This window comes from Zavarzinella sp., from assembly GCA_041399155.1.
In the GTDB taxonomy this organism is placed as follows: domain Bacteria; phylum Planctomycetota; class Planctomycetia; order Gemmatales; family Gemmataceae; genus JAWKTI01.
The window spans coordinates 2,035,846-2,061,887 of the sequence record JAWKTI010000001.1 but is presented as its reverse complement, the minus strand read 5'-3'; the positions used below and the strand labels follow the sequence as shown (position 1 = coordinate 2,061,887).

Genomic DNA, 26,042 nt, shown 5'->3' with positions numbered 1-26,042 from the left:
TTCATTATGTATCGACGAATCGACCCTTAAGGATGAAGCAGATCCTACTACCGTTCCGACATGGTCGATTCAACTAACACGCAAGTTGCGAAATGCCAGCAACTTATACTTAATTGTGAACTTCGGCAGGTTGCTGGTCAAACGTATCTTCGCTATCTTCCGAACTTTCCCTGTATTGCGCACTCTTACATTCGCACGATTCTGTACAACCATTACAATTTGTTGGCCACTACTTTGCGGTACAATCGGTATAAAATGGATAGATAACGCACTGTGAACTGGACAATTGCGGCTGTAAGTATACAAAATTATACAAGTGTTGACGCCACCCGCAATTTGGGGTATGGGAAATCGAAACGAGGCAGAAAATGAATCAGACAATTAGACGATCATATCAGTGGCTGCTTTTTGCTCTGGCGATTTCTGGCTTTTTGGTAGATCAGGCAAGTAAATATGGTGTTTTTCGTGTCTTGGAACAGGAAGACAGCGATTTTGCCAAGCGAGATCTGATTCCAGGTGTTTTTCAATTTCATGTCGAGTTTAATTCTGAAGAACCACCATGTGATTGTGTGTTCGTCCGTATGAACAGCGAAAAGACACCCCACGTCAATAAGGGGGCGTTATGGGGCCTTGGTGGGAATCAGGCACAGGGTAACCGCATTTTTACGATTGCCAGTGGTTTGGCGATTCTGGGCATTTCGCTCTGGTCATTTCGTCGTAACGTTCGAGAAGACAGGCTCTTATGTATTTCCCTTGGCCTGATCATGGGTGGGGCACTTGGCAATATGTACGATCGAATTGTCTTTCAGGGAGTGCGAGATTTTATGCATTTTTATGCAATCCGCTGGCCAGTGTTCAACTTTGCTGATTGCTGCCTCGTGTGCGGTGCGATTCTTTTACTGATCCAGTCCTGGTTTACTGGAAAGTCAGAGGTATCAACAACTGCACCTCAAGTGGCACCAACATCGCCCACGGAATGACTGACAATTGAAGGGACACAATTTCTAAAGCAATCAATTAATTCCCTTTCCCAAATCTGAGCTTTTCTGAAAATCAGTTTTCTGGGTTCCCTTTCATCCTTTATTTCTGTTTGAGAATCGGTTACACTGGGCAGAAATAGAACCAAAGGTACCAGCAATGAAAAATGGATTTTCACTGAAGCGATTGTCGATTCTCAGCCTGTGCATGATCGGAATTGGTGCGTTCGCACTGATTGGCAAAGATAAACCTACTGCAGCCGATGAAATGACTGTGGCGGCTAGTGCATTTTTAGATTCCTTGACGGCTGAACAGCGCAAACAGGCAAGTTTTGGCTTTGATGATCCCCACCGAACGGCATGGTTTTTCACTCCACAGCAGAATGCTGAACGGCAATCAACGCGAAAAGGGATTCCTCTTGAATCATTGAATGCCAAACAGCGAGAGGCCGCACTGCAATTGTTAAAAGCAGGCACCAGTAAATCTGGGTACGAACAGGCAGAAACAATCATGAGCCTTGAAGCAGTTCTGCGGGATTCTGAAAAAAACGGTCGCATGGTGCGTAATCCGAACTGGTATTTCATCAGCATTTTCGGCACACCCGGCATGACCACGCAGTGGGGCTGGCGCTTTGAGGGGCACCACCTGTCGATCAGTTTCACCATGGACCGTGGGAAAGTGTTGTCTCCCACACCATTCTTTTATGGTGCGAATCCCGCAATTGTGAAAGGTGGGGCCAAAGACGGTAACAAAACGATCTCGGAAGTTCAGGAGCTTACCGGGAAACTGATTGCAAATCTGACCGCAGACCAGCGAAAAATTGCCCACCAGGCAAAACATTTTCCAGAAATTGCTGAAAACACACCCGCTGCCACTCTGACCAAACCCGTAGGATTGGATGCCGGCCAGTTTACCCCCGCACAAAAAGAGATGTTGCTTGCGATTCTGCGTGCGTACACGAACCGGATGAATAGTGAAATTGGTGCCACAGAATACCAGAAAGTGCTCGACGGTGGGGTGGATAAAGTCTACTTTGCCTACTCCGGCAGTGAACTTTACAAGACAGGTACGCCATTTACTTACCAGATACAAGGACCGACTTTCCTGGTGCAGTTTTTGAATGTACAGGCAGACGGCAATGGCAATCCGAATAACCATATCCATAGTTCGTGGCGAAAAATTCCTGCCGATTTTGGTATTTCCAAATAATTCCAAGCAAAAAATTTCCAGATTGCTTCACCTTTCATGTTCATTCTGACCAATTCATCAGAATTACCCGAAAATTTTGTTCCATGTTTTCTTCCGGTTCGGGTATAATTTTGAAAATTCAGGGATTTTGATCACAAATCGTTAAAATGATCGCTGTTTCACATCGAAGTTCCTGATGTGATTACTTTTTTCTGCTTAGGAGAGTTGCAATGTCGGTAGAAGACATCAAGAAACGGTTTTTAGATGAGATCAAACTGCGTGCCTATGACGATAAATATATCGACAAAGGCGAAGAGCGGGAAATCCTGCAGATTGCGATTCAACAGGGAATCAGCATCGACAGCGCCCGCAGTGCTCTGGTGCAGGTTTGCGAAAACCAGGGTTATATCATGGAAAGCGTTCTGCTGAAAATGATTAAAGACCAGGTCGAAACCGCTGCTGGCAACGATGGGAAAGTGGATCAGAAAGAATTCGATCTGATTTTCCAGAATCTGAAGCGTGCTGCACAAGGCAAGAAAAATGATCGTGAACTGAAGAAAATGATCATCACGGTGATGGAAGACACTGGTAATAACAAAATCAAAACTGGCTGGTTCAGCGATTGGTATTCCGCTTTGAAGAAAGATCTGGGGATGTAGTTTCTCAACGTTGTTCAGACAATTCTTCTTGCTTTGGTGCAGCCATCATCTGACTGCCAAGCATTGTACCCAGATAAATCGCTAGAAAATTCGCAATTGAAAAGCCTATCAAAGCCTGGTTGAAGTCTTCCAGTTGAACTTTCCAGACTTCGACTGGGGGAACCATTTTACCCGCCGTGCTGTAACCCATTCCAAGCAGGACAAGTGTCACCAGCATCGCACCCACTCCAGCTACCATACCGGCATTCTGGGTTTTCAAGCCCAGGACGATCCCACCAACAATGCAAAAGATGGCCCCAGACAGACCAATGAGCAGTGGGGATCTGCCACCTGCAGAACCACCCCAGCGAAGAAATTCGATGAGAATTTTTTCAGAAAATATCTGCAGCAGCACCACTAGAAATGCCGCTACAAATAATCTGATGGTTGGGAAACTGTTGCCCGTGGCTGAGTTGGTATTTGAAAGTTGGGCTACTTTTCGATCTAATTGTGGTGCAGCAGGAAACAGCCATTTGGCGTACAATGCTGTCGTAATTCCACAGAGAATTGCCGAACAAAACACCAGGATTGTTTTCGGAATGTTAATCCTGGAGTAAAAGTAATCGCTTGCAACCACCCCCGTTGCGACCACGATGCCGATGATTGCCCCTGACAATATAGCGCGGCGGTTATCAAGTCCGATCAGAAACGCACCGATCAGGGTCGAAACGATTGCAAGCAGGAAATTGTGCTGAACAAACACATCCGGGAATTTCGGTGTGGAGCGGACTCCAATTAAATGGTAGACCACCAGCATCCCGCCAGCGATCCCAGCAAGCATGATGCCCCACCGTTCGAGGGAATTGCGACCATCAGACAACATCAGGTTGCCGGAGCCTTCCTGGTGCACAATTGACATTGCACGGTGGGAATCATAATCCGGTGACAGTTGGATGCCACAATTGGGGCAAATCATCTGATTGTCGTACAAGCGTTGGCATTTGGTGCACGTTCCCTGCATGGGTTGAGTCTCCAGAAATCACTCCGTTGAAAATTAGCATAAAAAAATGAATAACAGGGAATCTGAAAGAAAATTCATCCATTTTAGTTCAGAGAATCGTTAGAATGTTGGTGTTTCCACTGATCAACCAGTCCGTTTTCAGTGGCCGTGCCGCACCGATTGACTAGAAAATAACTTGTCTTTGCTGCCCCCGTAGCTCAGTTGGATAGAGCGGAGCTTTCCTAAAGCTCAGGTCGCAGGTTCGAATCTTGCCGGGGGCATCTGTGATTGTGTTCACATTTTGTGTCGATTGGTAGTTTCTGCCCTGATCAAAATTTTAATTAAAATCGTTATGTTTGTTCCATTGTTCAGGCAATTCTGCAGGTCTGCCAAGAACATTTGAACGGATCACATTGTTCTCACCTCCCGTTACCTTGAGTGAAAATGATGTTGCTTCTTTGCGATCATCCCGAATAAAGCAATCCGCGATGCGGGATCGTGTTACGTTCTTTAAGACTAAACCAGCATGATCACAATCCAGAATGGTCAAATTGGAAATATTCATTCTGCTGCATTCTTCAATGACCACTGCACCCGCTTCTTCGTGCACTTCACTGACATGAAAGCCATTCAAGGTGCATTCGGAACAACTACGGAAGGCGATCGCGTTTCTGGCTTGTGTGCTATCGCCATAGTCATATCGGGGATTTCGTTCGAAACTGTTTTCACCTACGATGATATGTGAACTGTTTTCAACCAGCAAATTGTGTTCAAACGACATCCAGGAGGTATTCCCGCTAATTACCACACCACGGGCGTCCTGCAAATGGATGCCAACCTGAACATCGCTCAACACATTTCCGGTAATGGTGACATGCCCGTCGCGACGTTCCGGCGTTTTCTTCGATTCGATTGTCGGCCCGATGATGCGAATATTTGCAGATCCTTTTGCCTGATGATTGTGCTGTATTGTGTTGCCAGTAATTGCGATTTCCGCATTTGTTCCACCAACCGAATCGATTAGCACATTAGCAGTTGGTGGCGAGTTAGTCCTATGATTCGATTCGATATCACAGCCAGTGATGTGCAGATTTCGCACTTCACCAGCTTTGACTACCACACCACCGAGATTGTTGTAACTGATGTGACTGCCCGTGACATTCATCTGATGCAGATTCACATTGTCCAGAAACACCCCAACCCCGCGATTTTCGTAGAGATGACAATTCGAGATGAGAACATTACGATTTCGCTTTGTCAGATGAATGCCATGCAGGCAATTTCGAACAAATAGTCGAGTGATTATCAGGTTCATCGTGCCGTGGGCCTCAATACCGCTTGCTTCTGGATGCGCACCAGTGATTTCGATTCCATCAACAATTGGCATACGCTCTGTTGTCCAGATTTTTGGATTGACAGACTTCGGATCAGCGGTGCCACCATGGGACCCAATGAAGCGAAGAGCTGGGCCAGGTCCAGTCATGATAATACGGGCCAATCCGTTGCCAGTGATGGCAACCGGGCCGGATTTACTTAAATCAATTTCAATTGTTTCACTGATCTGATAGATACCTGCTGGAAAATGAATATGCCCAATACCGCTTTGAATGGCTTGGCGTATTGCGGTTGTATTATCGAATTCGTTATCACCAACAGCACCGAAACTGAGCACTGTCTTTCCAGAATCATGCACAATTTTCGGTGTGTGTTCCGGCTGACCGGAAAGATGTGAAACAATAAAAACGCTGATCATGACACCAAAAACAGCAAAAATGAATAACCAACGCATGATGATCCCTTTGGGAAATTTCGAATTGTTTTCTCTGGATATAACAAAGAAATTCTTGAGATGAAAGAGTTCAGCGTCGATTCAGGGATTTTTATTCGAAAACGATCAAAATATGGGCGGTTCTAATTTTCTGTAACTCATCAGGAGCGGAATTGGCACATATCCAAACTGTGCCGGATGAAGGCAAAATCAACAATACCGCAGCGTAAGGAAGCAAGAATTCTGAAAGCGGGGATAAAAATGAAAGCAATTTCATTTTCAATCTGCGTTCTTATTTTTCAATGACACGAGAGACGGGCACTCCTGCCACATTGTTTGGACGCGTGATTCGATTTAGGCCCGAATCAACATTCATCGCGGGAGGTTGTTTCGTCGTTGCTTGCAGACTCGTTGTGGCTTCTGACGACTTCCCTGTATTGCCTGGTTCCTTCTGAAAAAACAAGACCGCGATCAACACGACCAACACAACCCCCACGAGCAAACCCAGTTTTGCATCGTTGGGCATGGTACCACCCATGTTGGAGTTAAAGTTTTTCTTATTGGTATTCTTTCCCATTTCGCAAGAAATACAACCGCTAACGTTGTTACTCAGGGAAATTTTGGCACGCTTCAGCTTGCGGAACCCAAGAAGTTTATGCATTCCCTTTTCTGATCATTTTTGGTACAAGAGTCAGAACTCCTACAGCTTCACAATGGTTTTGATGCACGAATCGATTATTCTTCTGGTTTCGTCACTGGGGATTCTGCTTGCAATGGTTGGAATCGTCCGTGGGTACGACGTGCGTTTGTGCCTTTTTGGTGCCGCACTCTGGATGGGCCTACTAGCTCAGAAAGTGACAGCGATTACCAGCCAGTTTTTTCAATCGTTTGCCAACGAAAAATTTGTAATTCCTATCTGCACTGCAATGGGTTTTGCCTACGTGTTGAAACACACCGGATGTGATGCCCACTTGGTGCGGTTGCTGACGAACCCGTTGCGGCATGTCCGTTTATTGCTGATTCCGGGTGTCGTGTGCGTGGGTTTTCTGGTGAATATTCCGGTCATCAGCCAGACCAGCACCGCTGTCTGCATCGGTGCCGTGGTGGTACCTTTGCTGCGGGCCGCCGGTTACAGCCCGTTGGCAATCGGGTCGTGTCTGGCGTTTGGGGCTTCCATAGGTGGCGAATTACTGAATCCGGGGGCTCCTGAACTGAATACGATTGCGAATCGGTTGAAAATCGATTCGAAAAGCGTCATCCCGTATACTTTTCAACTGCTCCTCATTCATGTGCCGGTTGCCCTGGGGATTTTCTGGTATCTTACCATTCGTGGGGAAAAACACTTCCCACCAGTGGGAGATGCCAAGGCACTGCAAATTGAAGATAAAGACTTACCAATTAATTACTTACGCGCATTTGTTCCGATTGTTCCGCTCGCCTTGCTGTTTGTGACAGGTCCTCCTTTTGACTGGTTGCATATTCCCAAAAACTGGGTACTGACACCCACCACTTCCGAATCGGTTTACAGTTCACGTTTGATTGGTCTGGCGATGCTGATTGGTGTGGCAATTGCCGCACTCAGTAACCCCTGGAAACTGCGTGGAGTTGCCAAAGAATTTTTCTCAGGTGCAGGTTTTGCATTCACGGAAGTAATCTCGCTCATTATTATTGCCAATTGTTTCGGAAAAGCGATCGAACTGGTTGGTCTGGCGGATTGGCTGGGCAGAATGATCTCAATGGTGCCTTCCCTCTTAAACCCTGCTGCAGCAATCCTGCCATGTGGGTTTGCCGCGATCAGCGGGTCTGGAATTGCTTCAACGCAAAGCCTTTACGGCTTTTTTGTAGAACCCGCAATTACTGCGGAAAAAGATCCCGCACGGATGGGTGCATTAATATCGGTAGCTGCAGCCGCAGGACGCACACTTTCTCCCGTAGCGGCTGTCGTATTAATGTCTGCCAAACTGACAGGTGTGGAGCCATGGAAAATTACTGGTCGTCTGGTAATCCCACTACTGAGTGGCCTGTCGGTTCTGGTGGTTCTGAAATTAATGGGGATTCTTTCATAACTGTAAGCTTGTTGTTTCAATTCAGCAGGATTTCTCATTTATTTCTGATTTCCGTAAATTTATTACGAAAAATCACTCCTGCGGTGCTTGCATCAAACAGCAAAATTATGTTAAAATATTGTTAAGTTTTGTCGATCTTTTTGTCTCAAGGTGGTGTTTGAACTGATGTAGCCTTGCCTGAAAGGCGACAAACAAGGCGATTTATTCATTCATTTGTGAGAGATTCTCACAACATTTAAGGGGAAAACAATGTTACTGGCCTCTTCCCGTAACAAAACCCGAGCGTTCACATTGATTGAACTACTCGTGGTGATCGCAATCATTGCGATTCTGATCGGCTTACTCTTGCCAGCCGTGCAAAAAGTGCGAGAAGCAGCAAATCGTTCGAAATGCTCGAACAACTTAAAGCAGTTGGGCGTGGCGATGCATGCCTACCACGATGTGGCAAACAAGTTTCCCAGAAACTATCGTCAAGTAGGTGGCAATGCCTGGGAAGCTCTCAGCTTGAACTACGACATGCTTCCTTACATTGAGCAGGGCAACCTGCACGCACAGGGCGAAGCCAACATTGGTAACTGGGGTTTCATCTACGGTACCGTAATGAACACTTCGATTCCGACGTTTCTGTGCCCATCTGCTGGCAACGCACCACGTCGTGGCACGCACCCACATGGCTGGGACGGTCCTGGTTCGAACTATGCCTGGTGTACCGGTAGCAATATTGAGGTGGTCTGGGCTGGCAATCGCTTTAATGGCATGATTTCTTACCAGCAGGACACCAAAATGGCCGATGTCACCGATGGTCTTTCCAACACCTTGATGGCTTCGGAAATTCTGCCCGGTTCCGGTCAGACTGGTGGCAGCGGTAAGTTCCCGAACGACATTTTCTACGCCACCAATGCTCCGTTTAATGCCGTGGTCGACAGAAACTTCCCCACCGCAGCTGAACTGGCTGCAATTGGCAACCAGGCCAGAACTTCACCGGCAGGTTACAAATCCAATAACGGTACTATGTGGGGCTGGTACGCAGCTGGTCATTCAACCCTGAACACCGCAGCTACCCCGAACTGGAGCTTCCCCTCCGCAGGTGGCGATTGTTGCCCAGGTGGGGCACATGACTGGGGTTTCGGGATTATCCCACCTCGTTCGATGCACACTGGTGGCGTCAATGCCGTTCTGGGTGATGGTTCCGTGCGTTTCATCCGTAACTCGGTGGATCTGCGAACGTTCCAGATCCTGGGTAATGCCAAAGACGGTTTCCCTCCAGGTGATATTTAATTCGACTGGAACAATTTGTTAAGTGATTTTCATTAATAAGTATTAATCTTTTCATCCCCCATAGTGGGGGTTGGGAAGATTTTTTCATTTGAGTGCAAGCTGTTTGCATCCAAAAAGTTTTGAAATAAAGAGCAAGCTATGAAATTCCTCTCATTAATCTGTGTGTTTTGTTTACCGTTGGTGATTGGGTGTGGTTTGGGGTCGCGCGAAGAGCAAATTGAGGTTAAACCTCAAACGGACCCACTGAAACCGGTAAAGGATATGTTGGAACGGTATGTCCGTGGGGAGCCAGTGGGCAGTGAAGCAACCAGTTTCGATTATATGGTGAATGAATTACGCAAAGCTGACCCCGCGAAAGCCGATGAAGCCGATAAAGCATTCAAAGCAATTGTTGCCAATCCAAATAATCGGGTTAACATTGCCAAAGAAGCTTTGAAAAAGCTGCAGTAATTCCTTAATATCTACACCACTTTCGTTGCAGATGATTGAGGAGTGGTTGTGGGTAAAGTTGCCATTGTAACTGGTGGAAGCCGTGGGATTGGGCGTGCGATCTGTTTGTCACTTGCCCAGGCAGGCTACCAAGTTGTGGTTAATTACTTTGGCAATGCCGCCGCTGCTTCTGAAACTGTCGATTTGATCCACGCAGGTACCGCATCGCAGGCGGTAGCAATTCAGGCAGATGTCGGCAGTGAAACAGATCGTAAAGTTCTGTTGGAAAAGACGTTAGAGCGATTTCAGCGAATTGACTTCCTAGTGAACAATGCTGGGATCAGTTCCATCGGGCGCAAAGATATTCTGGAAGCGGATGAAGCCAGTTGGGACCGTGTCTTTTCCACCAATCTGAAAGGTCCATACTTTCTCAGTCAAGCTGTGGCAAACTGGATGATTGCCCACGCCAGTGTGGTGGAAAAGCCCGGCATTATTAACATTTCAAGTCTTTCTGCAGTTTCTGCTTCACTGAACCGTGGCGATTATTGCATTGCCAAAGCGGGCATGACCATGATGACGCAACTTTTCGCATTGCGACTTGCTGAACATGGTATTCGAGTCTGGGATGTCCGTCCGGGGATTATTGACACCGATATGACTGCAGGTGCCCGTGATAAATATCTGAAGAAAATTGAGGAAGGATTGATTCCGATACCCAGGATGGGTGCTGCCGATGATGTGGGTAGTGTGGTTGCCTGGCTGGCCACCAGCCCGATGACCTACTCCACAGGCGATGTCATCAATGTGGATGGTGGCTACCATCTCCGAAAACTGTAAGTCAGTGCGTGGCATTTTGCCTGTTCCCTTTGTTCGAATCTGCGGCCTGTCTGTGCCAATCTCCATCTCGCTTCTAAGATAATAAGCATGGTAACCATTTACACGGAGAAACAGCATGCCACATACTTTACCAGCATTGCCTTATGCATTTGATGCCCTCGAGCCACATATTGACGCACTGACCATGGAAATCCATTCCCAGCGTCACCACAAAGCTTATGTGGATAACCTGAATAAAGCCCTGGATGGCCAGGAAGCAGCGTTCAAATCAATCGAAGACCTGTTGCGGGATATCAATAGTGTTCCGGAAGGGATTCGCCAGGCCGTCATTAATAACGGTGGTGGGCACCACAACCATAGTCTGTTTTGGGAAATCATGGGCCCCAATGGTGGTGGCGAACCATCTGGTCCGCTGGCCGATGCCATCAATGCTACATTTGGTGATTTCGCTACTTTCAAGGCCAAAATCAAAGAAAATGGCTTAACTCAGTTTGGCAGTGGCTGGTCGTGGCTGGTGTGGAATCCCACCACGCAGAAACTGGAAGCAGTGAAACGCCCCAACCAGGATAGCCCATTGATGGCGGGCCTGGTACCACTGATGGGTGTGGATGTGTGGGAACACGCCTACTACCTGAAATATCAGAACAAGCGTCCTGATTACCTTGATGCATGGTGGGGCACTGTAAACTGGAAAAAGGTTGACGAACTGTTTGCCAAAGCCAAATCAGGTAGTTGATTTCCAGTAAATCGCCCAATTTTCACCCCTACTTCGTGAATTTCAGCATCCAGGCCCTTTTCAGTGGACAATTTTTGCCGATCTGTTTACACTGCTACCTATTCCTACGATAATTTTTTTCGATCACCTGGGACAACAATATGTCGGTTGGCACACCAACAAGCCGTGGTTTGATGTTCAAGCTATCGCTGATGATGTTTCTGCAGTTTTTCATTTGGGGTGCCTGGTTTGAAACCGGCTTTTCGTACATTCCCGGGATGAAGTTTGCCGAATCTTGGATGACAACGCTGGTTTTCGGTGCGTTTAACGTGGGTGCTTTGGTCGCCCTCTTTTTCAGCACCCAACTGGCAGACCGGAAGTTTGCGGCTGAAAAATTTCTCGCAGTCAGCCATCTGATCGGTGGCCTGGCGATTGGTGGATTGTTTTTTCTGCAAACTCCTCTGGGAACTGAAGTTGGGACGTTTAATTCGGCTCAGATCGTCAGTAAAGCGACTCCCACGTCTGCTATTGCGAAAATGACTGACGGTACTCAGGTTTTGGTTGAAAACGTCACCACTGAGGCATCTTCGAACAAATACTGGGAAGGTGTCGACAAACTGGAAGCAGAGAAAAAACCAACGGTGACGTTCACCATTACTGCCAAAGAAGGCGATCAACTGGTGGGTGATTTCTCAAAGCCACTTGCTCCGTTCTGGTTGTTCTTGGGACTGATGTTGCTCCACGCCGTTGTGTATGTTCCCACGATATCGATCACCAATTCGATCGCATTTACCGCTTTCACGAATCCGGAAAAACAATTCGGCCCTGTTCGACTGTGGGGCACTATCGGCTGGATTGCGGCCAGTTGGCCATTCATCTTTATTCTGGTGGATTGGGCTCTGGTCAACAAAAACATGGCTGGTGGTGGCGGGTTTACTAAGTGGTTGGGGGTAGTGTTTGAATCTTCGTTGTCGGGTGCGGGTGCACTGGATGGCAAACGATATGTGTTCCTGGTGGCAGGTTTGGCTTCATTGTTGTTGGCTGCCTACAGCTTATTGCTGCCACATACACCGCCGAAACCAGCAAGTGGGCAGGATTCCCTGGCATGGCTAAAGGCAATGCGGTTGCTGAAACATCCATTTGTGTTGGTACTGTTTCTGGTTACGTTTATTGATGCTGCGGTACACCAGAGTTACTTTTTCTGGACATTTGACTTTCTGGCAGGTCCGGTGGGTATTCCCACGAACTGGGCCGGAGCCGTGATGAAAATTGGCCAGCTTGCGGAAATCCTGACGATGCTTGTTCTTGGATATGTGCTGAAAAACCTGGGCTGGAGAATTACTCTGACCATTGGGGTGCTCGGCCATGCAGCTCGTTTTGCGGTGTTTGCGTTTTATCCGGGACAGACACCTGTTATTCTGGTTATCGCACTTCATGGGGTGTGTTATGCCTTCTTCTTTGCGACTGTGTATATTTTTGTAGATACCTATTTCCCGAAAGATATTCGTTCCAGTGCTCAGGGTTTGTTTAACGTCCTGATTCTGGGTGTGGGGCCATTTGTAGCGAACTATTTCTGTGGTGTTCTGAATGACAAATACCCCGTATCGAATCCGGAAAATTACAAAATTGTTTTCCAGTACTCCATGTTTGCCGCACTCATTGGTGCTGTCATGCTTTTGGTTCTCTTCCATCCGAAGAAGTTGTTCAACGGTTCGTCTGAATCGTAATGATATTTCGGAAATCCTTACAGGATAAGCACTTTGGACGCAATGGTCCTGTTGTCGCGAAAAAGGCCCCCCGCACCCCCTGTGTTTGTAGTGGTATACGGTGATGAGATTTTTCTCAGAAGTCGCATCAAGGAATTGCTGATCAGACAAGTTCTGGACGATGCAGAACCAGAGCACGCGCTGACCGTTGTGCGTGGCACCGATACGACTTTCTCAAATTTGAGAAACGAATTGGAATCAGCATCATTTTTCTCCGCACGACGGCTGATCTGGGTGGAAGATGCCGACGAATTTATTTCAGAACATCGCTCAGAACTGGAAAAACTTGCGGAACAGTTGCAAAAAGCCAGTTCAGAATCCGAAGTAGACACTTCCACAGCAAATGTGCTGGTTTTGGAAACAAAACTCTTTCAGAGTAATACTAAATTATACAAAATTGTGGGTGATACTGGTTCCATCACCTGTAAGACTCCACGGGAACAGGATTTGCCCAAATGGTGCGTCGAGTGGGCAAATGCCCGTTACGAAACCAAGCTGAATCTTGAAGCAGCCAAAATGCTGATTCTGTACGTGGGCACCAGCTTGGGAATGCTCGATCAGGAACTGCATAAATTGGCAGATGCCACCACCGATGGCACGGTAACACCAGACCTGGTCGAAGAACTTGTGGGCAAGAATAAAGGTGGCAATGTTTTTCATGTGCTGGATCACATTGGCAATGGCAGGGGTCCGCAGGCGATTCAGATTGTTCAGGATTTGCTGGCGATCGGCGATGTGCCACTCAAAATTCTGGGTGCCTTGATGGTCCAGATTCGAAAATTGGCCCGCGCCGCACTCCTGATCAAAAAGCATGGCTTGGGTATGGACGAGGCTCTCAAACAATCGGGCATCCCAGCCTACCCGGCGATTCTCGAAAACAGTAAGCGACAATTAAGGCACCTCGGCTGGCAGCGTTTAGAAACATTGTTGGATTTAGCTGTCGAAATTGACATGGGTCTGAAAGGGCATAACCCATTACCAGAAAATGTGCAGTTGGAAGTTTTTCTGGTGAAACTGGCCAAAGCCAGAATCGAGTAACACTATTTATTTGATCAAGCGGCAGCAGCAACCAGAGCAGGTTGGCTTGGTTGCATCAGTTGTAACCAAGCCGCAGCACCCACTTCAATGCTGTATTTCTCTTCGACAATTCTGCGGCCTTCCATTCCCATCTGTTGGCGAATTTGTGGGTGCCGTTGCAGGAAGCGAATCGCTTCAATCCATTCAGCGGGCGTTTTCACCAAAAATCCATTCAGACCATCATGAACCATTTCGCGGTGGACACCAATATCATTCGTGACAACTGGCAAGCCTGCAGCCATGTACTGCAGGATTTTCAAACCACATTTGCCACGGCTCCAATCGTCTTCAGGCAGCCAACTGATTCCGATTGCACCTTTGGCGATCTCATGAGCTTCCGTCTCTTCTTTCCATGGGATTTCCACAACGGGCATTCTTTCCAGCCGGGGGTGGTGGTCGCAAATGGAGCGTAAACGGGTTTTGGGTAGTGCCAGATGGATCTGGTCTAATATTCTGCCAAACATCTGAATGCCTTTCAGCGTGCTTGAAGACCCAATCCAGACCAGATCTCGGTTCCATTCGGAATGCTCAGCCAATGGATACAAATAAGGATCGACACAAGTTGGAATCAAGCGGGCCCGTTTTGCACCCATGTCTAGTGCCTGTTCCAATAAAAATTGATTGCCGGCGACAACGGTGTCTGCTGCCCGGACTATCCTGCGAAATCTTGCCATTTGCTTACTTGAATACAATCCTTTGTTTGAATAAGAGTCGCGTAGCCAGACTGCGTCATCAAAGTCATAAATGAAGCGATGAGCACGATCCGCCAACAGGTCGGTTTCATAGCAACTGATGGTTTTCCGTTGCAACAAAGTGATTTCTTCGTGACGTTGAGAGTACAGAGAACGGAATCGGGAAAAACGATTCGTTGGTAGTTCTTCAAATACCAGTTTGCACCCTTGTTCCTGCCAGGCAGCACGGAATGCTTCCAGCCGATAACGCACACATACGTGGTGCGTCGAACTGACGAGTGCACGAACTTGCAACATGACATCCTCTTCATGCAGGCAATAGTGAATCAGCTACCGGCGACGGTTCATTGCACGTGCGATCTGTCGCTGGGCATCCGCTTTTTTCAGCGCCTGCCGTTTATCGTGCAATTGTTTCCCCCGTGCAACCGCAATATCTACTTTCGCTCGCCCGCCACGGAAATACACACTAATGGGCACTAATGTAAATCCACGTTCGGCAGCTTTTTGCGCGAATTTTCCAATTTCTCTGCGATGTAGCAGTAACTTCCTTGTCCGCTTGGGTTTATGGTTCAGTGAATTCCCTTTGTCGTATTCAGGAATTTCACACCCCACCAGCCACAACGCACCACCTTCCAGTTTGGCGTAAGCATCTTCCAGGTTGCAATGCCCCTGGCGAAGACTTTTCACTTCTGTGCCCACCAGTACCATGCCGCATTCCAACCGATCGGACAGCTCATATTCGTGGGACGCTCTGCGATTGCGGCACACAACGGTGATTTCGTCTTTGTTCTTTTCCTTTTCAGCCATGAAACATCTCGATTGACACAGAAACAGTTATTTTAGCTCCCAGGCCAATCTTTGCTTTCACCAAACTGGAATCTTTGCGGAATTGTCTGCGAATTGTCTGAAACGTGCAAGGGCGCTTTTTGTGGGCAAAAAAACAGGATACCTAACTCTTCTAATCGTCTTTTATTATCCAGTTAGACTGGATTGCCTAGCTTTCCTGGTTTTCCGGACGCAGGCGGCGAACCTGGGCACCTGCACGCCACATTTCGCTCTCGGCAATTTCTGCCAGTTCTTTTTCCAGTTGTTCGCGGTAATCGGGCCGGCTATTCACTTCCAGAACCCGTCTGGTTTCTTCACCAGTGGCCACCGATTTGTACAGTGATTCAAAAACTGGTTTGCTGGCGTCACGGAACTTGCGGAACCAGTCCAGCGCACCCCTCTGTGCGGTGGTGGAGCAGTTAGCGTACATCCAATCCATCCCCTTTTCTGCAATCAGGGGATACAGACTTTGAGTGGCTTCTTCCACAGTCTCGTTGAATGCTTCGGAAGGACTGTGACCGTTGGCTCGTAATACTTCGTATTGTGCCAACCAGAGGCCATAAATCGCACCCATCAGCACACCACGCTCACCAGTCAGGTCGCTGACCACTTCTTTTTCGAAGGTGGTTTCAAACAGATAGCCCGAACCAATGGCAATACCCAGTGCCAGGCAGCGTTCACGTGCTTTACCGGTGGCATCCTGATAAACTGCGAAGCTGGCGTTAATTCCTTTGCCTTCAACAAAATGCCGACGCACGGTGGTGCCGGAACCTTTTGGTGCCACCAGAATAACATCGATATCTTTCGGTGGGACAACGCCGGTCTGATCGTTGAACACCACGCTGAAACCATGAGAAAAGTATAATGCTTTGCCCGCAGTCAGCAATGGCTTCACTTGTGGCCACATTTCTTTCTGGCCTGCATCGGAAAGCAGATATTGCACAACGGTGCCACGCTTAATCGCTTCCAGCGGTTCAAATAAGGTTTCGCCAGGTACCCAGCCGTCTTCAACAGCGGTTTGCCAGGCTTTGCCACCAGAACGCTGGCCCACAATCACTTTCACGCCATTGTCGCGCATGTTCAGAGACTGCCCACGGCCCTGCACGCCATAACCAATCACAGCTACGGTTTCGCCACCCAGGATTTCTCGGATCTTCTCAGGTGGGTAATCTGCACGTTCTACTGCGTATTCAACAATGTCACCAACTCGAATCTCTTGCATTTTTGTCTCTCCAAGGGAAAGGTTACGATGAAAGTATCTTATTGCAAAGTAAATTAGCATCAAGTATCTTAGTGTGAATTATCTTGACAAAAAGTATCTTCTAAATAAACTTTTTACATATGAACAATCATGATGTCATTGATCGGATGATGCTCCGCTGGGGGGAAATCCTTCCTGAACTGGATGGCGATGCCATGCATCTGGTGGGTAGGATCATCATTCTGGCACAGCACCTCGAACGCAGCGTGGAAAGTGCTTTATCCTTGCACGGTATGACGTTAGGTCAATTCGACATACTCGCAACATTGCGACGTGCAGGCCCACAGTCCCCCAAGCAGTTGATGCAGAATGTGATGCTCACTTCAGGTGGGATGACGAATCGGCTAGACCGATTGCAGCACGCAGGTTGGGTGGAACGCACACAGGACCCGAATGACAGACGGGCACTGATTGTCCGTTTGACTGCGGCAGGGCAGGAATTAATTGACGTCGCCACCAAAACTCGGTTTGCCGATGCTGAAAACAGCCTCCCCGCCTGGGACCCGGCAACCAAAACCAGTTTGGCAGAGATGTTGCGGCAATGGCTGAGCCACCTGGAAGCACAGGGCAAGGCAGAAAAATCCTGACGTAAATCATTTGATAGTAAGAAGTTGTGTTGAATCCTATCGACTGATCAATCAATGATCTTTGTGATCACATATTCAACAATACCTCGGGCCCCGGCCTGGTGCAGTGCGGGCATGATGTGCCGCACAATATCTTCGGGAATAATAGTTTCCAAAGCCACCCAATCCGGATCTGTCAAATTGGAAATTGTCGGTGCGTTCAGCGAAGTCTTTGGGTGTTCGCGAAAGACACTCAGTACATTTTCCAGATCTGTCTTTGGCACGTTCAATTTCAAACCAGTTTTACCTTCGGCAGCAATGGCCCCTTGCAGCATCAGAATCAAATCGTTCATTTTGCTGCGTTTCCAGGGATCTTTGGCGGCCTGCTGATTTGAAATAAACCGTGTGGTGCTGACCAGTAATGGTTCACCCACAATGCGTAAGTTGTTGGCGCGTAGGGAACTTCCGGTCTCAGTGACTTCTACAATCGCATCGGCTAGTTTGGGTGGTTTTACTTCTGTGGCACCCCAACTGAACTCGACTTTGACATCCACACCCTGTGCCAGAAACCAGCGACGGGTAAAATCAACCAGTTCTGTTGCAACTCGTTTACCAGCAAGATCTTGCGGCGATTGCACCGGACTATCCTGTGGTACGGCAAGCACCCACTTGACTGGTTTCCGGCTGACTTTGCTGTAAACCAGTTCGCACAGAATATCCACCTGGGCATTATTTTCCTGAATCCAGTCAAATCCTGTCAGCCCACAGTCCAAGGCACCATTTTCCACATAACGTGGGATTTCCTGTGCCCGGATGAGCGTGCAATGGATCTCCGAATCATCGATCGTTGGGAAGTAACTGCGGGAAGAAAAAGTAATCTGGTAACCAGCTTTACGAAACAGTTCCCCGGTAGCTTCTTGAAGGCTGCCTGCGGGAATTCCCAACCGTAACACATTTTCCATGAAAAGTAATCAGCTCCAAATGATGAGAGAGTGATGAGAAAATTAAACTACTTCCACTTCTGCCGGCATCAGCACCATGGGGTCTGCAGAATCAGGCAGTGCGGGAATCGCCATCGCTTTTACACGCCACCCGGAGTGCTGGAGAATCCCTGTGAACGGTGGTTTGCCAGAGACATTTCCGATAACACTGATCGTCGATGGATCGAAGCCTTCTTTCACGGTGACGCTTTCGCCTTCTTTTAAAGAAAGTACTGGATCCAGAGTGAGGATTTTTTTCAACTGAGTCTGGGATTTTCCATGAATGTCCCGCACCGAAGCACCAATCTGCTCGTCACTGAAAGCTGCCACATCTTCCATCAGGAAATCGAGTAATCGGGCTTCACGCTGTAGAATGCTGAGGATGCGAATTGCTTCGCCAGACGGTTTCGGTGGTGGTGGATTAATGATTTTGTCCACCTTTTCAGTGATGCTGGCATCCAGCTTCATTTTTTCTGCAAGTTTGGTTAATTGCTGCACTGTTGCAGGGGATCCGAAGCGCGCAATGGCCATTTTCATTCCCAGAAAGACACCAACACCGGCGCCCACCAGTAGTCCAATGATGATTCCAATCACATATTCCACAGTTCGTTACTCCGAAGTTGCTTGTCGGCGGGGAGGAATATCCTCTGCCTTTTTGGGTTTTTTGGGACGTCGAATTCCTTTGGTGTCGGCAATTTTGGGACTGTTGTCCGCAGTTAATTCCCGGCGGATCGCACGATTGCTGGCAAGTTCCAGAAAATGAGACTGGCTGCGAAACGGAGGTTCATTTTCTGCTGGCTGAACTCGCACATAACTGCCATCTGCCTGCAGCTCACGTGCTTTGACATTGTCTCGCACAGAACTCATTAAAATTTCATTGATGACGCGGTCTTTCATTTCCGGATTTTCAATAGGAAACACTACCTCTACCCGCCTGCTGAGGTTTCGATCCATCCAGTCTGCGGAGCCAACATAAACTTCTGGTTCGCCATCATTTCCGAAGTAAAAAATTCGGCTATGTTCCAGAAAGCGGTCAACAACGGAAATCACTCGGATATTTTCACTGACACCAGGAATTTTCGGACGCAACGCGCAGATCCCACGGCAAATAATGTCGATTTTGACCCCCGCCTGGCTTGCCTGGTAGAGTGCCTGCACCACAGCGGGTTCGAGAAGGCCGTTAATCTTGGTGATAATGCGGCCCTTTTTCCCTTTCAATTGCAGATCACGCTCGCGAAGGATCTGCTGAATCATGAAGCTTTGCAGGCGGGATGGGGCTACAATCAGTTTTTTCCAGACAGGTAGCTCGCTGTAGCCTGTCAGATAGTTGAACAGTGCTGATACATCGTCAGCGTAATCTGCATTGGAAGTGAATAAACCAATGTCAGTGTAAACACGTGCGGTCTGTGGGTTGTAGTTCCCAGTACCCAGGTGGATATAGCGTCGAATGCCATCATCGTCTTTCCGCACCACCATTGCAACTTTGCAATGGGTCTTCAGGCCCACGAAACCAAAGACAACGTGTACGCCGGATTTTTCTAACTCCCTGGCCCACAGGATGTTACGCTCTTCATCCAGCCTTGCCTTCAGTTCAATGACGGCTGTGACCTGTTTGCCAGCATCGGCAGCACGCTGCAAGGCACGGACAATCGGAGAATCGTGGGAAGTACGATACAATGTTTGTTTGATTGCAAGGACCTTGTCGTCTGAGGCGGCATATTCAATGAAGTCCACCACCGGTGCGAAAGATTCATACGGGTGGTGGAGCAGGATATCTTTCTGTTTTATTGCAGTCCAGATGTCCGATGCACTGGAAATTTCATGATTGGGCTGCGGCACAAATGGTGGGTCTCGCAAATCTGTATAGCCCGGCAGTGCATAGACCTGGAACAGGCAACTCAAATCAAGCAATTCAGGGATTGCAAAGACATCGGCAACGGTATCCAGCTCCATCGAGGTGGACAGGTTAAACACGATTTCTTCGCTGGCCTCTGCTTCCACTTCCAGGCGGATCGCGGTCCCACGTCGCCTTTTGCGAACGCTGTCCTCAATCGCCTTCATCAAATCTTCTACTTCTTCATCTTCAATTTCGTACTCAGTATCGCGGGTCACCCGAAATGCCGTGTTATGGACAATTTTCATCCCGGGAAACAGATCTTTTAGATGTAAACGGATGACTGTTTCCAGTGAGACAAACACTGCACTGCCAGTGGGGGAGGGCAGCTCAATCAGGCGTTTGAGTACCCCAGGTACCTGCACCACGGCAAATAATTTGTCTGTAGCTTTCGGTCGTTCCAACTGGACTGCCAGGTTGATCGAACGGTTGGATAAGTGTGGGAAAGGGTGGCCAGGATCGATTGCCAGTGGCGTTAACACGGGAAACACTTCTTTCACAAAATATTCATGAATGAAGGCTTTATCCGCATCGCTGAGGTCTTTTTCGTAACGTACGATGCTGATGTTGTTGTTTTGCAATTCGGGCATGACTTCTTCTGCCCAGGTGCGGTATTGCTCCTGAACCAGTTCGCCTACCAGTTGCGAGATTGCTTCCAACTGTTGAGTGGGTAGAGAGCGATCAGCACCAAAAGAGCGGGTGATGCCAGCGTGTACTTTCTGCATCAGCCCACCCACACGGACCATGAAAAATTCATCTAAATTGGCAGAGAAGATCCCCAGAAATTTGGCACGTTCCAATAGTGGTACGGTGGGATCACGTGCCTCATCTAAAACCCGTCGATTAAATTCCAGCCAGGATATTTCGCGATTGATGTAGAGCGAAGGATCGTCCAGGTTGATTTCTGCAGGTGAAATAGTTTCGCTCGTAGTCATAGTTGCACAATACCGCACTGAATGACGGATTGCTGATTTTCTGGTTGAATATTTTTGCTTGTATCCACCTGTTTTTGTAACAGGTAAAACTTAAATCAGTTTATGAATTGTGGGCAATATTGGCTTAGTTTGCAGGTGCCAGCCGCAGTAAAAATTCAGCCAGTTCTTTACCGATATTTTCTGCTTTGGTTTGCGTGGCAGCATCTTTCAAATTGCCAGATTCGTCAAATGCCTGGCCTGCCTGGCTGACAGCGAACTGACCTGGCAGCACAGTCACGCCAATGTTTTGCAGAATCGCCCTGACATGCACCAATCCACGCAGACCACCCATGGCACCCGGTGAAGCTGCCACCAATGAGGCGATTTTGCCTCGGTAGGCCATCATCGGTTGTTCCCCAGCCACTTTGCGGGAAACCCAGTCGATGGTATTTTTCAAAAGTGGGCTGATGGAAGAATTGTATTCGGGCGACGCAATGATCAGCCCACGGTGCTGTGCCATCAGCGCCTTTAAATCCGCTGCAGCTTTGGGTAGACCTTCCGCTTTCTCCAGATCTTCGTTAAAAAGTGGCATTGGATAGTCGTTCAAATCGACTATAGTGACTTTGGCACCGGCTGCTTCAGCACCACGTGCGACAATTTTTAACAATTTCGTGTTAAACGACTCTTTCCGGGTGCTGCCAGAAATCGCCACAATCGTTGGCTGTTCGCTCATCGCCTCAGAATCCTCGTGTCAATGGAATAGACAATAAAAGGATAGTGATATCAGTGAACTTCGCACGTTGTTGGCAGAATTGCTTCTAACGGACCTTCTTGTTGTGATTTGGTTATATAACTATGAGTAAATATTATAGGTCGGATATATAAACACTCGGCTAATTTTCATTTTCGCCGTAACTGCTTATTGGTTAGTAACTTGAGAATTTTTTCTCTCGCCACAAGAAATTGCTATTGCCATAACTGTTACAGACGTTGTAAACTTTCCATCCCGGGTAATCCGCAAACTCTTACTCGGTGGGGAACAGGAAGTACATAAGCCGACCGAATAGACACCAGGAGGGTGCATCATGGCTGCCAAGACTTTTGCTCGACCAATCATTGGCATCAATTGCGATTTTTACAATTCCAGCAAAACAATTACTGCCCATTCCCGGGTGAATGCTGGTTACATTGATGAAATCCTGCGGGCCCAGGGTATCCCACTGCTGATTCCCCCAATGGCAGACGATTTTGCCTTGAAAACACTGCTGAATCAGGTGGATGGAATTATTCTGACTGGTGGTCTGGACATGGATCCCCGCCGCAATGGTAATATGAATCCAAAAAATGTGCAGCCGATGGCCGATCGACGCGATACCAGCGACCGAAATCTCATTAAAATGGTGATTGATCGGCAGCTTCCTGTGCTGGCAATTGGCGTCGGAATGCAGCAACTCAATGTGATGATGGGTGGTACACTCCACCATCACATTCCAGAAGCGCTGCCAGGCACCATGCCCCACTTTGATGCGGAACAACGGGCCCACAAACATAGCGCAGAGGTGATGAAGAACACCCTGTTACATAAGATTTACAACACCACCGAACTGATTGTGAACAGCCGACACCACCAGGCGATTGCCACTTTGGGCAACGGCCTGCGGGTTTGTGCCACCGCACCGGATAAAGTAATTGAAGCGATTGAATCGGAAGACGACTGGTTCTGTCTGGGTGTCCAATGGCACCCGGAAGCGGATACCGCCAGTGCACTGGACCGACAATTATTTGCTCGTTTTGTTGAAAATGCCGCAGAACAGGTAAAACCCAAAGTGTTTGCTGCTGCAGCGTAAACCGAAATCAAATCAGGTTCGATGCCAACGATCAGAAGGCTTTGCATACAAACTTCACGTGATTCGCATTGATTTCGCGAGAACTATTTTTGTTGAAAGCACCTCTCAAGATACAATAGCAACAGTGGAACAGTTGCGAAGGTATCTCTGGTGAATGCGAGTATTTCAAAAGAACGTGGCATAATCAGCCCACCACCCGTGCAGGACTATTCCGGTCGCCTTGGCCCCATCAAATACAATCAATTGATTGCCAAATTGGGACTCGGTGCCCAAAAGCGGTTGGCCAATGCGGCTACTTTTCTTCCTGCTATCAGACATTTTGAACAGGAATTCGGCAATCTCAGCGACCAGGATTTGATTTCGCAGGTAAACGCGCTCCGAGGACGGGCTCGTGCGGGTGATATGTCGCGTGATTTTGTGGCACGCGGTTTTGGACTTTGTTCCGTGGCAGTCTGGCGTGTGCTGGGCTATCGTGCCTACGACGTGCAATTGGCAGCCGGTGTGGTCATGTTTTACGGTGCCTTGTGCGAGTTAGCTACCGGAGAAGGAAAAACGCTGACGGCTTCTTTCCCGGTCTGTGTGCGGGCACTTGCGAAAAAAGGGGTGCACGTTGCCACCGTAAACGATTACCTGGCAAAGCGCGATGCGTTGGAAATGGGGCCGGTATATGAAAAACTTGGGCTGAAATGTGCTTTTTTGCAACAGCAGATGGAAGAGCCACAACGTAAGGCGGCTTATGCTTGCGATATCACCTATGCCACTGCATCCGACTTTGGTTTCGATTTTTTGCGCGATCGGTTGAAAGTTCGGGGTGGGCAGGTTGCGAAATCCCACTTCTGGACACCTTGGTTAAGCCAACCAGGCGCAAATGTTGCCGATAATCGTGTGCAGCGGGGTCATTATTTTGCCCTAGTGGACGAGGCAGACAGTATTTTTATCGATGAAGCCCGCACCCCACTGATTATTGCCTCCCCCACGCGGGATGCAAAGCCAGAAGAGTGTATCATGTACCACTGGGCGGACGGGGTCGCACGAAAACTACGCCGATCAGAGCATTTTCGACTGGATATCAAGAAAGAAAAGCTGGAACTGACGGAATCAGGACGGATGGAAATTCGCTATTCCAATCCCCCAAGTGGGCCCCATGCACCTGCCATGGATAAATTGGTGGAGGCGGTGGAAAAGGCAGTCCATGCCCATTATCGTTTCATTAAAGACCAGCATTATGTGATTCATGATGGCGAAATTGTGATTGTGGATGAAAGCACGGGACGCCCAATGCCCGATCGCCATTGGCAGCAGGGCCTGCATCAAGCGGTGGAAGCGAAAGAAGGGGTAACGATTCACCTGGCGGCGGATCACGCTGCGAGTATTACCTACCAGAGCTTTTTTCGGACTTATGAAAAGTTAGCCGGGATGACGGGTACGGTGGTGCAGAACGCCCGAGAAATCAAACGTGTTTACAAACTAACGGTGGTGCCCGTGCCCACGAATCGGCCTGTGATTCGGGAAGAACTACCTGACCGGATTTTTCCGACCGAAGAGGCCAAATTTGCCGCAGTGGTGGAGGATGTGAAACGCTTTCACGAGTTGGGCAGACCAGTGTTGATTGGTACCCGAGCGGTTGATAAATCGGAGCGAGTTTCTGAATTACTGACTGCTGCAGGTATCCCCCACGTGGTTTTGAATGCGAAACAGGACAAAAATGAGGCTGAAATCGTTTCGAAAGCCGGTCAACGTGGCAGTGTGATGGTGGCCACCAATATGGCCGGACGTGGGACAGATATCAAACTGGGGCCCGGAGTTGCGGAACTCGGTGGCTTGCATGTAATTGGGACGGAACGTCATGAAGCGATCCGTATCGACCGCCAGTTAAAAGGTCGTGCGGGACGACAAGGCGATCGGGGCAGTGCCCAATTTTTCCTCTGCCTGGAAGACAAAATTCTGGAAGCACTGGGACCGGTACGGCAGGAAGCGTTGATCCGGTTGGCCCACGGTGGGCAGCGAGATTGGCAGCAGTTTGCAAAATTGTTTCCAATGGCTCAAAAATTACTGGAAAAACGCCATTTGAAACAACGCCTCGACCTTATGCACTATGAACGGCAGCGCAGAGAACTGCTTAGTGATTTAGGAGCTGATCCTTTTGTCGACTGATTTATTAACAGATCCTCATTGTCAGCCATGGCTTTTCCCAAAAGCACTCTACATTCATCTGCCATTTTGTGCCCACAAATGTGGCTATTGCGATTTTGCTGTTGTCAGTGGGCAGGATTACAAGATTGATCGCTACCTGCTGGCATTGGAAGAGGAAATTCTTCAATCGGGTTGTTCTGGACACCCAACATCGATATTTGTGGGTGGAGGCACGCCTACATATCTGCCAGAAAAACAACTCGAACAGTTCTTTACAATGTTGGCCCAATATTTCCCTTTAGCACCAGGTGGGGAATTTTCGATCGAATCGACGCCTGAAACTCTCAATCCCCAGAAAGTGGCCATATTGCAGCACGCAGGGGTGAATCGGATCAGTCTGGGCGTCCAATCTTTCCAGGATGCCCTACTGTTGCAATTGGATCGCGGTCACCAGTCGCAACAGATCGATCGAGCCATTGAATTGTTGAAACCAGCAATTCCAGTTATTTCAATTGATCTGATTTTTGGCATCCCCGGTCAGTCCCTGTCGCAATGGCAGCTCGACCTGCAGCGGGCGGTCGATTTCGGTTTGCAACACCTTTCCACATATGGACTTACTTACGAAAAAGGCACACCACTATGGAAGCAGGTGAATCAGGGCTTGTTAGCCCCACTTGGGGATGACCTGGAACTGGAGATGTACCAGTTGGCAATCGATTTTCTGGAAACCAACGGTTACCAGCACTACGAAATCTCTAATTTTGCTCTTTCAGGTAGTCAATGCAGGCACAACCATGTGTATTGGGCCAACCACGCCTACTGGGGCTACGGTTTAGGTGCCGCACGCTATGTGCAGGGTAAACGGGAAACCAACACCCGGAATTTCGATGCATATTTTGCGAAAGTCTTTACGGGGCAATCACCTACGTTTCAATCAGAACTACTTTCACCATCGGAAACTGCCCAGGAAACTGCCGCAATCCAACTTCGCCGCACGATGGGGATTCAGATCGATGATTTTCTGAAGCAAACGAATTACGACATTCGAGATCTGCTTCAAAGTAATCTTCACAACCTGGTGCAGCAGGGTTATGTGCTGGAAAGCACGGATTCGATCAGTCTGAACAAAAAAGGCCGCCCGCTGGCAGATTATCTGATTAGTAAACTGGTGTGGGGATAAATAAATTACG

General features: G+C 48.3%; 24 protein-coding genes and 1 tRNA gene. 15 read left to right on the top strand and 10 right to left on the bottom strand.

Annotated features, from left to right (window positions below; genetic code table 11):
• Positions 1 to 368: 368 nt before the first annotated feature.
• The 3 genes from lspA to R3B84_08490 all read left to right on the top strand — a co-directional run bounded on the left by lspA (position 369) and on the right by R3B84_08490 (position 2,825).
• A complete protein-coding gene (gene lspA / locus R3B84_08500; protein ID MEZ6140596.1) occupies positions 369 to 980 on the top strand; it encodes a signal peptidase II in 612 nt (203 codons plus the stop codon).
• 157 nt (positions 981 to 1,137) lie between these two features.
• On the top strand, positions 1,138 to 2,187 hold the full coding sequence (locus tag R3B84_08495) for a DUF3500 domain-containing protein (protein ID MEZ6140595.1): 1,050 nt from the start codon (positions 1,138 to 1,140) through the stop codon (positions 2,185 to 2,187).
• 209 nt (positions 2,188 to 2,396) lie between these two features.
• On the top strand, positions 2,397 to 2,825 hold the full coding sequence (locus R3B84_08490) for a hypothetical protein (GenBank protein MEZ6140594.1): 429 nt from the start codon (positions 2,397 to 2,399) through the stop codon (positions 2,823 to 2,825).
• A gap of 4 nt (positions 2,826 to 2,829) precedes the next feature.
• Here R3B84_08490 and R3B84_08485 read toward each other — a convergent pair whose 3' ends face one another.
• Positions 2,830 to 3,825, bottom strand: coding sequence for a hypothetical protein (locus R3B84_08485; protein MEZ6140593.1), 996 nt, complete (start codon positions 3,823 to 3,825; stop codon positions 2,830 to 2,832).
• 186 nt (positions 3,826 to 4,011) lie between these two features.
• Between R3B84_08485 and R3B84_08480 the strand changes: the two genes are divergently transcribed.
• Positions 4,012 to 4,085, top strand: a tRNA-Arg gene (locus tag R3B84_08480).
• Between the two features lie 56 nt (positions 4,086 to 4,141).
• Here R3B84_08480 and R3B84_08475 read toward each other — a convergent pair.
• Both R3B84_08475 and R3B84_08470 read right to left on the bottom strand, forming a co-directional pair.
• Entirely contained in the window at positions 4,142 to 5,593 is a 1,452-nt protein-coding gene (locus tag R3B84_08475; GenBank protein MEZ6140592.1) for a right-handed parallel beta-helix repeat-containing protein, read from the bottom strand.
• Positions 5,594 to 5,864: 271 nt separating this feature from the next.
• Complete coding sequence (locus R3B84_08470; GenBank protein ID MEZ6140591.1) at positions 5,865 to 6,233, bottom strand: hypothetical protein; 369 nt, start codon at positions 6,231 to 6,233, stop codon at positions 5,865 to 5,867.
• A 112-nt stretch (positions 6,234 to 6,345) separates the two neighbouring features.
• On the opposite strand from R3B84_08470, the gene dcuC reads away from it, so the two are divergent.
• The 7 genes from dcuC to holA all read left to right on the top strand — a co-directional run bounded on the left by dcuC (position 6,346) and on the right by holA (position 13,701).
• Positions 6,346 to 7,638 carry a C4-dicarboxylate transporter DcuC gene (dcuC, locus tag R3B84_08465; protein MEZ6140590.1) on the top strand — a complete coding sequence of 431 codons (1,293 nt, stop codon included), beginning with the start codon at positions 6,346 to 6,348 and terminating at the stop codon, positions 7,636 to 7,638.
• Between the two features lie 249 nt (positions 7,639 to 7,887).
• Complete coding sequence (locus R3B84_08460) at positions 7,888 to 8,916, top strand: DUF1559 domain-containing protein (GenBank protein ID MEZ6140589.1); 1,029 nt, start codon at positions 7,888 to 7,890, stop codon at positions 8,914 to 8,916.
• Between the two features lie 138 nt (positions 8,917 to 9,054).
• Positions 9,055 to 9,366, top strand: a complete 312-nt coding sequence (locus R3B84_08455) for a hypothetical protein (protein ID MEZ6140588.1) — start codon at positions 9,055 to 9,057, stop codon at positions 9,364 to 9,366.
• 48 nt (positions 9,367 to 9,414) lie between these two features.
• The gene (locus tag R3B84_08450; GenBank protein MEZ6140587.1) at positions 9,415 to 10,182 is read left to right on the top strand and encodes a 3-ketoacyl-ACP reductase; all 768 of its coding nucleotides are present in this window, start codon (positions 9,415 to 9,417) and stop codon (positions 10,180 to 10,182) included.
• Positions 10,183 to 10,297: 115 nt separating this feature from the next.
• Positions 10,298 to 10,918, top strand: a complete 621-nt coding sequence (locus R3B84_08445) for a superoxide dismutase (protein MEZ6140586.1) — start codon at positions 10,298 to 10,300, stop codon at positions 10,916 to 10,918.
• 140 nt (positions 10,919 to 11,058) lie between these two features.
• Positions 11,059 to 12,624: an MFS transporter gene (locus R3B84_08440; GenBank protein ID MEZ6140585.1), complete on the top strand. Its 1,566-nt coding sequence runs from the start codon at positions 11,059 to 11,061 to the stop codon at positions 12,622 to 12,624.
• 42 nt (positions 12,625 to 12,666) lie between these two features.
• Positions 12,667 to 13,701: a DNA polymerase III subunit delta gene (gene holA / locus R3B84_08435; protein MEZ6140584.1), complete on the top strand. Its 1,035-nt coding sequence runs from the start codon at positions 12,667 to 12,669 to the stop codon at positions 13,699 to 13,701.
• 14 nt (positions 13,702 to 13,715) lie between these two features.
• Here the strand turns inward: holA and R3B84_08430 are convergent, their stop codons facing one another.
• The 3 genes from R3B84_08430 to ilvC form a co-directional block, all read right to left on the bottom strand.
• Complete coding sequence (locus R3B84_08430) at positions 13,716 to 14,729, bottom strand: glycosyltransferase family 4 protein (GenBank protein ID MEZ6140583.1); 1,014 nt, start codon at positions 14,727 to 14,729, stop codon at positions 13,716 to 13,718.
• A gap of 33 nt (positions 14,730 to 14,762) precedes the next feature.
• Entirely contained in the window at positions 14,763 to 15,239 is a 477-nt protein-coding gene (gene smpB / locus R3B84_08425; GenBank protein MEZ6140582.1) for an SsrA-binding protein SmpB, read from the bottom strand.
• Between the two features lie 187 nt (positions 15,240 to 15,426).
• A complete protein-coding gene (ilvC, locus tag R3B84_08420; GenBank protein MEZ6140581.1) occupies positions 15,427 to 16,479 on the bottom strand; it encodes a ketol-acid reductoisomerase in 1,053 nt (350 codons plus the stop codon).
• 119 nt (positions 16,480 to 16,598) lie between these two features.
• On the opposite strand from ilvC, the gene R3B84_08415 reads away from it, so the two are divergent.
• Entirely contained in the window at positions 16,599 to 17,105 is a 507-nt protein-coding gene (locus tag R3B84_08415; GenBank protein ID MEZ6140580.1) for a MarR family transcriptional regulator, read from the top strand.
• Positions 17,106 to 17,152: 47 nt separating this feature from the next.
• Here R3B84_08415 and hisG read toward each other — a convergent pair whose 3' ends face one another.
• From hisG to R3B84_08395, 4 genes are all read right to left on the bottom strand, one after another.
• The gene (gene hisG, locus R3B84_08410; protein MEZ6140579.1) at positions 17,153 to 18,046 is read right to left on the bottom strand and encodes an ATP phosphoribosyltransferase; all 894 of its coding nucleotides are present in this window, start codon (positions 18,044 to 18,046) and stop codon (positions 17,153 to 17,155) included.
• Between the two features lie 42 nt (positions 18,047 to 18,088).
• A complete protein-coding gene (locus tag R3B84_08405) occupies positions 18,089 to 18,667 on the bottom strand; it encodes a DUF2760 domain-containing protein (GenBank protein MEZ6140578.1) in 579 nt (192 codons plus the stop codon).
• Positions 18,668 to 18,673: 6 nt separating this feature from the next.
• On the bottom strand, positions 18,674 to 20,893 hold the full coding sequence (ppk1, locus tag R3B84_08400; protein MEZ6140577.1) for a polyphosphate kinase 1: 2,220 nt from the start codon (positions 20,891 to 20,893) through the stop codon (positions 18,674 to 18,676).
• Positions 20,894 to 21,017: 124 nt separating this feature from the next.
• Positions 21,018 to 21,605: an NAD(P)H-dependent oxidoreductase gene (locus R3B84_08395; protein ID MEZ6140576.1), complete on the bottom strand. Its 588-nt coding sequence runs from the start codon at positions 21,603 to 21,605 to the stop codon at positions 21,018 to 21,020.
• Between the two features lie 352 nt (positions 21,606 to 21,957).
• Between R3B84_08395 and R3B84_08390 the strand changes: the two genes are divergently transcribed.
• The 3 genes from R3B84_08390 (at position 21,958) to hemW (ending at position 26,032) form a co-directional block, all read left to right on the top strand.
• Positions 21,958 to 22,719 (top strand): gamma-glutamyl-gamma-aminobutyrate hydrolase family protein, encoded by a 762-nt coding sequence (locus tag R3B84_08390; GenBank protein ID MEZ6140575.1) that lies wholly within the window; start codon positions 21,958 to 21,960, stop codon positions 22,717 to 22,719.
• A 150-nt stretch (positions 22,720 to 22,869) separates the two neighbouring features.
• Positions 22,870 to 24,873 (top strand): preprotein translocase subunit SecA, encoded by a 2,004-nt coding sequence (locus R3B84_08385; GenBank protein MEZ6140574.1) that lies wholly within the window; start codon positions 22,870 to 22,872, stop codon positions 24,871 to 24,873.
• Positions 24,863 to 26,032: a radical SAM family heme chaperone HemW gene (gene hemW, locus R3B84_08380; GenBank protein ID MEZ6140573.1), complete on the top strand. Its 1,170-nt coding sequence runs from the start codon at positions 24,863 to 24,865 to the stop codon at positions 26,030 to 26,032. The genes R3B84_08385 and hemW overlap by 11 nt, the downstream gene beginning before the upstream one ends.
• Positions 26,033 to 26,042: the final 10 nt, after the last annotated feature.

Coding starts and splice junctions, on each gene's coding strand:
- lspA (MEZ6140596.1), top strand. CDS start 369: ATGAATCAGACAATTAGACGATCATATCAGTGGCTGCTTTTTGCTCTG.
- R3B84_08495 (MEZ6140595.1), top strand. CDS start 1,138: ATGAAAAATGGATTTTCACTGAAGCGATTGTCGATTCTCAGCCTGTGC.
- R3B84_08490 (MEZ6140594.1), top strand. CDS start 2,397: ATGTCGGTAGAAGACATCAAGAAACGGTTTTTAGATGAGATCAAACTG.
- R3B84_08485 (MEZ6140593.1), bottom strand. CDS start 3,825: ATGCAGGGAACGTGCACCAAATGCCAACGCTTGTACGACAATCAGATG.
- R3B84_08475 (MEZ6140592.1), bottom strand. CDS start 5,593: ATGCGTTGGTTATTCATTTTTGCTGTTTTTGGTGTCATGATCAGCGTT.
- R3B84_08470 (MEZ6140591.1), bottom strand. CDS start 6,233: ATGCATAAACTTCTTGGGTTCCGCAAGCTGAAGCGTGCCAAAATTTCC.
- dcuC (MEZ6140590.1), top strand. CDS start 6,346: ATGGTTGGAATCGTCCGTGGGTACGACGTGCGTTTGTGCCTTTTTGGT.
- R3B84_08460 (MEZ6140589.1), top strand. CDS start 7,888: ATGTTACTGGCCTCTTCCCGTAACAAAACCCGAGCGTTCACATTGATT.
- R3B84_08455 (MEZ6140588.1), top strand. CDS start 9,055: ATGAAATTCCTCTCATTAATCTGTGTGTTTTGTTTACCGTTGGTGATT.
- R3B84_08445 (MEZ6140586.1), top strand. CDS start 10,298: ATGCCACATACTTTACCAGCATTGCCTTATGCATTTGATGCCCTCGAG.
- R3B84_08440 (MEZ6140585.1), top strand. CDS start 11,059: ATGTCGGTTGGCACACCAACAAGCCGTGGTTTGATGTTCAAGCTATCG.
- holA (MEZ6140584.1), top strand. CDS start 12,667: ATGGTCCTGTTGTCGCGAAAAAGGCCCCCCGCACCCCCTGTGTTTGTA.
- R3B84_08430 (MEZ6140583.1), bottom strand. CDS start 14,729: ATGTTGCAAGTTCGTGCACTCGTCAGTTCGACGCACCACGTATGTGTG.
- smpB (MEZ6140582.1), bottom strand. CDS start 15,239: ATGGCTGAAAAGGAAAAGAACAAAGACGAAATCACCGTTGTGTGCCGC.
- ilvC (MEZ6140581.1), bottom strand. CDS start 16,479: ATGCAAGAGATTCGAGTTGGTGACATTGTTGAATACGCAGTAGAACGT.
- R3B84_08415 (MEZ6140580.1), top strand. CDS start 16,599: ATGAACAATCATGATGTCATTGATCGGATGATGCTCCGCTGGGGGGAA.
- hisG (MEZ6140579.1), bottom strand. CDS start 18,046: ATGGAAAATGTGTTACGGTTGGGAATTCCCGCAGGCAGCCTTCAAGAA.
- ppk1 (MEZ6140577.1), bottom strand. CDS start 20,893: ATGACTACGAGCGAAACTATTTCACCTGCAGAAATCAACCTGGACGAT.
- R3B84_08395 (MEZ6140576.1), bottom strand. CDS start 21,605: ATGAGCGAACAGCCAACGATTGTGGCGATTTCTGGCAGCACCCGGAAA.
- R3B84_08390 (MEZ6140575.1), top strand. CDS start 21,958: ATGGCTGCCAAGACTTTTGCTCGACCAATCATTGGCATCAATTGCGAT.